At 70.2% G+C, this 6495-nt stretch carries 7 protein-coding genes; 1 reads left to right on the top strand and 6 read right to left on the bottom strand.

What is annotated here, in order from left to right; all coding sequences use genetic code 11:
- Positions 1-136: 136 nt before the first annotated feature.
- The 6 genes from AC07EQ_RS29560 to AC07EQ_RS29535 form a co-directional block, all read right to left on the bottom strand.
- Complete coding sequence (locus AC07EQ_RS29560; RefSeq protein ID WP_478391140.1) at positions 137-913, bottom strand: S1 family peptidase; 777 nt, start codon at positions 911-913, stop codon at positions 137-139.
- 46 nt (positions 914-959) lie between these two features.
- Positions 960-1889, bottom strand: coding sequence for an ABC transporter permease (locus AC07EQ_RS29555; RefSeq protein ID WP_478391139.1), 930 nt, complete (start codon positions 1887-1889; stop codon positions 960-962).
- Positions 1890-1967: 78 nt separating this feature from the next.
- Positions 1968-2837: an ABC transporter permease gene (locus tag AC07EQ_RS29550; protein ID WP_478391138.1), complete on the bottom strand. Its 870-nt coding sequence runs from the start codon at positions 2835-2837 to the stop codon at positions 1968-1970.
- A complete protein-coding gene (locus AC07EQ_RS29545) occupies positions 2834-3709 on the bottom strand; it encodes an ABC transporter ATP-binding protein (RefSeq protein ID WP_478391137.1) in 876 nt (291 codons plus the stop codon). The genes AC07EQ_RS29550 and AC07EQ_RS29545 overlap by 4 nt, the downstream gene beginning before the upstream one ends.
- Positions 3706-4098 carry a GntR family transcriptional regulator gene (locus tag AC07EQ_RS29540; RefSeq protein ID WP_478391136.1) on the bottom strand — a complete coding sequence of 131 codons (393 nt, stop codon included), beginning with the start codon at positions 4096-4098 and terminating at the stop codon, positions 3706-3708. Before AC07EQ_RS29540 ends, AC07EQ_RS29545 begins: the two co-directional genes overlap by 4 nt.
- A 306-nt stretch (positions 4099-4404) precedes the next feature.
- A complete protein-coding gene (locus AC07EQ_RS29535; protein ID WP_478391135.1) occupies positions 4405-5034 on the bottom strand; it encodes a TetR/AcrR family transcriptional regulator in 630 nt (209 codons plus the stop codon).
- Between the two features lie 127 nt (positions 5035-5161).
- On the opposite strand from AC07EQ_RS29535, the gene AC07EQ_RS29530 reads away from it, so the two are divergent.
- Entirely contained in the window at positions 5162-6379 is a 1218-nt protein-coding gene (locus AC07EQ_RS29530; protein ID WP_478391134.1) for an MFS transporter, read from the top strand.
- The last annotated feature ends 116 nt before the right edge of the window (positions 6380-6495 follow it).

Below are 6495 nucleotides of genomic sequence, written 5' to 3'. Positions count from 1 at the left end.
GGCCAGCAGAGGGAGGGCGGCTGGCTGGGCGTTGTGGGGGGAACCTTCTCTTTGTCGGGGGGGGGGGGGGGGGGAAAAGCTGGGGGGGGGGGGGGGGGGGGCCCCCCCCCCCCCCCCCCACCTCCGATCAGGTGGTTCAGCCGCCGATCGTCTGGCCGATCCAGTCCCGGACCGCCACCGGGTCGGCGAAGATGTCGGGCTCGCCGCCGCAGACCGCGTCCTCCGCAGTGCCGCCGAACCGGCTCGTGATGCCGATCTGCTCCCAGCGCCCGGCCGCGTCGCGGATCAGCGCCGGGCCGCCGGAGTCGCCCTGGCAGACGGAGTCGCCGGTGGCGGGCGGCCGAACGCAGGTGTCGACGCTGCCGTCGGTCTTGGCGCACTCGGCGTCGTCGCCCACCTCGGAGTCGTACTGCTTCAGCTGCTGCGGGAAGGCCGGGACCTCGCCGCACTCGAACTCACTGCACTCCCGGCCCCAGCCGATCAGCCGGGTGTCCTTGCCCGGCACCTGCTCGGCGTCCGCGATCCGCACCGTCGGCAGATCGACGGGCCGGTCGAGCTTCAGCAGCGCGAAGTCGTACTGCGCCAGGAACTCCTTCTTGTACTGCGGGTGCAGGACCTTCTCGGTGATCCGGCGCTCCTCGCCGCCGGTGGTGCGGTCCGGGCTCCCGATGCGCGCCGTCAGCTGCCCCGCGTCGAACGAGTCGACGCAGTGCCCGGCGGTCAGCAGCCAGCCGTCGTCTATCAGCGTCGCTCCGCAGTGGAACATGGGCTCGTCCGGCACCTGCAGCGACGCCATGAACGGGTACTGCTCGTCCGCCGGAGCGCCGCCGACGATCGCGCCGGCGCTACCGGCGGTCGCGATCCCGACCAGCGCCGCCCCGAAGGCGGCAGCGAGCAACTTGGTGATGCGCATGGTTTTCCTCTCGATTCGGTGAAGGTCCCGAGCAAGGCCGGGAAAATCAGATCGCCTTGCGGCGCAACAGCCAGCAGGTCAGCGCGATGCACGCCGCGGCGAGCACCAGGAAGACCCCGGCATCGACGAACTGGAACGTCCAGAACCGGCTTCCGGGCTGGACGAGCATGATTCGGGTGTAGCCGGCCGCGCTGAGCTGGTCGATCTCGGCCGAGCCGAAGGAATTCGGCGCATGCGGAACGCCGCTGGCCCGGAGCGCCCCGAAGATGTCGAGTTCCTCGCCTTCCGGGCTCCGGTAGACGAACTCGGTCACCCAGCCGCGCGGCCCCTGGTAGTACTCGTCGGTCGTGAGGCGCTGCGGCGACATGTAGTGCGGTCGCAGCCACGCCACGACGGGCAGGAAGACGGCCAGGAAACCGGCCAGCGACAACGCCATTCCGACGAGGAGGTGCTTGGTCACCGTTCCGGCCAGGACGCCGAGCGCGAAACCGAACACGCACGTCGCGGGGAAGGACGGCAGCACCATGCCGAAGGCGTCGAACCAGCTCCACTCCTGCACGGCCGGCTGGAAATACCACATGTACGCGGCCGAGAACAGGGCGCTGAGCACGGCGATCGCACCGCCGAGCAGGAACACCTTGCTGAACAGCCAGTGCTCGCGGGAGACCCCCTGTGTCCAGGCGTAGCGGAAGGTTCGCTGCTCGATCTCCCGCGTCAGGATCGGCGCGCCCAGGAACGCGCCGATCAGCGCCGGCAGCACGGGAAGCAGCGTCCCCTGCAGATTGCCCAGCATGCCGAGGGACGACGTCCACTCACCGCAGTCGATCCCGATACCGATGCAGTCGACCAACTCGTCCCGACCCAGCGAATCCCGCATTCCGTTGCCCAGCAACAGGAACCACGCGGCGAAACCGAGCAGAACCGCGCCGACCAGGGCGACCATCAACCGATGTTGCCGCCAGGTCAACCAGATCATTCGTACCTCCGGTTTTGGGGTTTTCCGGGCAGCATCGGCCGGGGCGCGAATCGCGCCCTCGTTTCGCCCGGAATCAGGTCAGCTGAATTTGCGGCGCAGCCAGTAGAAGGCCAGCGCCAGACAAGCAATGGTCAACGCGAGGTAGATCCCCGCTTCGATGAACTGGAAGGACCAGAAGCGGTCCGCCGGGTGGTAGGTGACGATGCTGACCGGCGCGGGTTCGCCTTCTCTCCAGACCGCCGAATTCCCGGTCCCTCCCGAGCTGTCGCGGAAAGCCGCACCGAGGTAGTACACATCGCTGGGCACGTCGTCGGATCCGGATTGCCCGTCGACCGGTTCGAGCGGCCGGGCGAGGGTCATCGGCTCCATGTAGTTCGGCCGCAGCAGCCAGGCCATCACCACGAAGACGGCGGCGCCGCCGAACAGGGTCGCGGCCATCGCGGGCACCGTCCGCTTGAGCAGCGTTCCGGCGGCGACTCCCAGCGCGAAGGCGAACAGGCAACTCATCGGGAACACCGGGACCGACTGGTTGAAGAACCGGAACCAGCCCATCTCGGGAACCATCGGCGCGAACCAGCTCATGTGCACGACCGAGAAGATCGTGCTGAGCACCAGAACCGCGCCCCCGACCAGGAGCACCTTGCCGCCCAGCCAATGACTCCGCGAGACGCCCTGGGTCCACGCGTAGCGGAACGTGTGCTGCTCCAGCTCCCTGGACACCAGCGGAGCACCCGCGAACATGCCGACCAGCAGCGGCAGCGGCTGCAGGAAGCCGCTGACGTCCTCGCCGAACTTGACCAGGCGCGAGAACCCGTACGCCGCGGTGTAGACCGTCGGGGCATCGGCGCCGAGCGAGCCGGAGAAGAGGTAGATCGCCGCGACGCCGAGGAAGACGACGGCGAACCCGGCCAGCCCGAGCCGGTGCTGCCGCCAGGTCAACCAGGTCATGCGGCGGCCTCCCGGATGCGCGGCGGTGCCGAAGCCGTCAGGTAGTGCATGACGAGCGTTTCCAGGTCGACGCGCTGCACGTCCCACGAAGAGCCGGGAGCCGGGGGATTCCCGCGCACCAGCAGGGAAACCCGGTCCTCGCGCTCCTCCCGGTGCACGACCTCGCCGGACACGCCCGCCGCCGCGCCCCTCGGCCCGATCAGGACGTGGTGCTGCTCCAGCAGGTCGTCGATGTCCTCGGAGAGCTTGACCTGGCCGTGGTCCAGCACGATCAGGTGGTCGCAGAGCCGCTCCAGCTCGGAGACCACGTGCGAGGACAGGACCACGGTGCAGTCCCAGTCGGCCTTCGTCTCCATCAGGACGCTCATCAGCTCCCGCCTGGCCAGCGGGTCGAGGCTGGCCACCGGCTCGTCGAGGATCAGCAGCTCGGGCTTCTTCGCCAGCGCCACCGCGAGCGCGACCTGCGCGCGCTGGCCGCCGGAGAGCCCGCCGATCCGGCTCTCCAGCGGGATGTTCAGCTCGGCGAGGCGGTCCAGCGCGATCTGCTCATCCCAGCGCTTGTTCAGCATCCGCCCGGCCTTGAGCATCTCGCGCACCTTGAAGTTCCGGTACAGCGAGTGCTCCTGGTCGAGGTAGGCCACGCGGTCCAGCACGGTGCCCGGGCCGACGCGCTCGCCGAGCAGCGTCAGCTCGCCCTCCGTGGGCGCGAGCAGGCCGACCATCAGGTTCAGCAGCGTGGACTTGCCCGCGCCGTTCGGGCCGACGAGGCCGACGACCCGGCCCGCGGGCAGCCGCAGCGAGCAGTTCCGCAGGCCCCACTTGCGGCCGTACCGCTTGCCGAGGCCGGTCGCCGTCATGGCGGTTTCAGTCATTGGTTCCCCTCAGGACGGAAGTCGTGCAGCACCGTCGCGATCAGCGCGGCGATGCCTTCGGAATCCATGCCGGCCCGGTACGCCTCGGTCAGCCACCGCTCCAGGCCGGCGCGCAGCTCGGCCTGCTTCTCCGCGGGCAGTCCGGTCAGGCCCCGTTCGATGAAGGTGCCCGCCCCGGGACGGCCCTTGGCCAGTCCCTTGTGCTCCAGCTCGCGGTACGCCTTCAACACCGTGTTCGGGTTGATGACGAGGTGCTTCGCGACTTCCTTGACCGTGGGCAGACGGTCGCCGACCTGCAGCTGCCCGAGCCGGAGGGCGTGCTCGACCTGATGCACGAGCTGCCGGTAGGGCGGCACCCCGGTACCGCTGTCGACGCGGAACTCGATCAAGCACTTCCCCTATCACTCTATTAACCTACGACCATAGGATAACTATCGGATGATCCGAGTCAAGCGGAACCCCGAAAATGCCCCTGAACAGCGAAAAGCGCCCCAGCTGAACGCTGAGGCGCAGCGAAGCAGGACGACTTCCCCCCCCATGGACCAAGACGGGAAAGACCTATGGCCAAGGTTCCGCAATGCAGAACTCGGGTCCCGCGGTGTCCGATTTTGCCTAAAATTGGGCGGGTTCCGAACGATCCAATTTTAGGCAAAATTGGGGACCCACCAGGGGAAACCGAGCCCGGGGGCGATCGGTCAGGACGTGGCGAAGTTGTCGCAGAGGGTCTGCCACTCCGCCCGGTCCGGCGGCGGCCCCGGCAGCTCCGCGCCTCCCGCCCGCAGGCCTTCGAGCACCAGGGCCAGGTAGCGCGCGCGGAACTCGGCCCGCCGGGCCTCGCTCGTCGGCAGGGCCGGGTTGAGGTGCTTGAGCAGCAGCAGGATGTCCGTCCAGTCCACGTCCGCGCGCAGCTCGCCCGCCTGCTTCGCGGCTTCGACCAGGGCCTCGATCTCCCTCGCGACGCCCCGCTGCAGCTCGCGGAACTCCGCGGAATAGGTGTGCTGCTGGTCCATCGGCGGCAGCACGGTGCCGATCCCGGAGCCTTCCCGCAGGCAGCGGCGCATGAACCGGACCAGCGCCTGCCACGGGTCGGATTCCTCGGCGCGGGCCGATTCCGCCTCGCCGATGATCCGCCGGAACGCGGCGATGCGGACCTGCTCGACCAGCTCCTGCTTGCTCGGGTAGCGCCGGTACACGCTCGCCACCCCGACTCCCGCGCGCTTCGCGACCTCCGACATCGGCGCCGCGAAGCCCTGCTCGGCGAACACCTCGCGCGCGGCGGCGATGACCTGGTCGTCGTATCGCGCGGACCTGTCCGGCGTGGGCATGGCCACAGCATACGCGGACAGCGGAATGATCCATTCCGCTGCGGGGTTGGACCCCATAGGAATCACTCATTCCGCTGCGGCCCGCTGCGAGCAGGGCGATCCGCGGCCGTCGGAAGCAGAGGAAGGCATGACCACAACGGAGCTCGTCCAGCCCCGCAGCGGAACCCTCGGCCGCGCCGCGCTGTCCCGGCCCGCGTCGTTCTGGTTCATCGGCGGGGTGTACGCCCTGTTCCTGATGGCCTCCACCGCGCCGTCCCCGATGTACTCGATCTACCAGCAGCGATGGCACTTCACCACCACGGTGCTCACCGAGGTCTTCGCCGTCTACGCGGTCCTCATCCTGCTCGCGCTGGTGCTGTTCGGTTCGCTGTCCGACCACATCGGCCGCAGGCCGGTGCTGCTGACCGGGCTCGTGCTGGAGATCGCCTCGATGCTGGTGCTCGCGATCGCGCCGAGCGTCGGCTGGCTGCTGGTCGGCCGGGCGCTGCAGGGCCTGGCCACCGGGATCGCGACCAGTGCGATCAGCGGCGCCCTGCTGGACTTCCAGCGCCCGGGCACCAACCGCGGATCGCTGATCAACGGCGTCGCCGCCGGGCTCGGCATGGCGCTCGGCTCGCTGCTGGCGGGTGCTCTGGTGCAGTTCGTGCCCGGGCCGACGCTGACCAGCTACCTGCTGCTGATCCTCGGCTTCCTGCTGGCGATCCCGGGCGTGCTGCTGATGCCCGAGCCGGTCACGCGCCGCAGCGCGCTGCGCGAGGTGCTGCGCCCGCAGCGGCCGACCGTGCCTGCCGGGAAGGGCGCGACGTTCGCGCTGATGGCGACGACGCTGCTGGCCTCGTGGATCGTCGGCGGCATGTTCATGTCCCTCGGGCCGTCGGTGGCCAAGGGGCTGGTCAGCGGAAACCCCTACCTGGTGGGCGGTTTGGCGGTCGCCGTGCTGGCCGGGTTCGGCGGGCTCGCGCAGCTGCTGCTGGGCGGCTGGGAGGCGCGGCGCGCGGTGCGGGTCGGCGCGCCGCTGATGCTCGCCGGGCTCGCCGGGGTGGCGGCGGCCGCGCTAGGGCAGGGCGCCGTGGTGTTCTTCGTCGGCTCGGCGGTGCTCGGCACCGGCTGGGGCCTGGTGTTCATGGGCGGGTTCCGGATGCTGACCGGCTTGGCCGCCCCGGAGCACCGGGCGGGCACCGCGGCGCTGATCTACGTCGTGGCGTACCTGTCGGCCAGCGTCCCCAGCGTCGCCCTGGGCTTCCTCAGCACGGCCTACGGCCTGACCGCGGCGACGCTGGTCTTCACCGCGACGGCCGCCGTCTTCGTCACCGTCGCGGCCCTCTCCACCTTCGCCCGCCACTGACCCCGGGGCGGGGGGGGGGGGGGGGGGGGGGGGGGGGGGGGGGGGGGGGGAGGGGGGGGAGGGGGGGGGGGGGGGGGGGGGGGGGGAGAGGGGGGGTGGGGGGGGGAAGGGGCTTG

It is taken from the genome of Saccharopolyspora sp. NPDC045839 (assembly GCF_056431645.1).
This window is presented reverse-complemented; position numbering and strand designations above follow the sequence as displayed.

Bases quoted from the DNA above. Each gene is read 5' to 3' on its own strand.
- AC07EQ_RS29560 (WP_478391140.1), bottom strand. From the start codon at position 913: ATGCGCATCACCAAGTTGCTCGCTGCCGCCTTCGGGGCGGCGCTGGTC.
- AC07EQ_RS29555 (WP_478391139.1), bottom strand. From the start codon at position 1,889: ATGATCTGGTTGACCTGGCGGCAACATCGGTTGATGGTCGCCCTGGTC.
- AC07EQ_RS29550 (WP_478391138.1), bottom strand. From the start codon at position 2,837: ATGACCTGGTTGACCTGGCGGCAGCACCGGCTCGGGCTGGCCGGGTTC.
- AC07EQ_RS29545 (WP_478391137.1), bottom strand. From the start codon at position 3,709: ATGACTGAAACCGCCATGACGGCGACCGGCCTCGGCAAGCGGTACGGC.
- AC07EQ_RS29535 (WP_478391135.1), bottom strand. From the start codon at position 5,034: ATGCCCACGCCGGACAGGTCCGCGCGATACGACGACCAGGTCATCGCC.
- AC07EQ_RS29530 (WP_478391134.1), top strand. From the start codon at position 5,162: ATGACCACAACGGAGCTCGTCCAGCCCCGCAGCGGAACCCTCGGCCGC.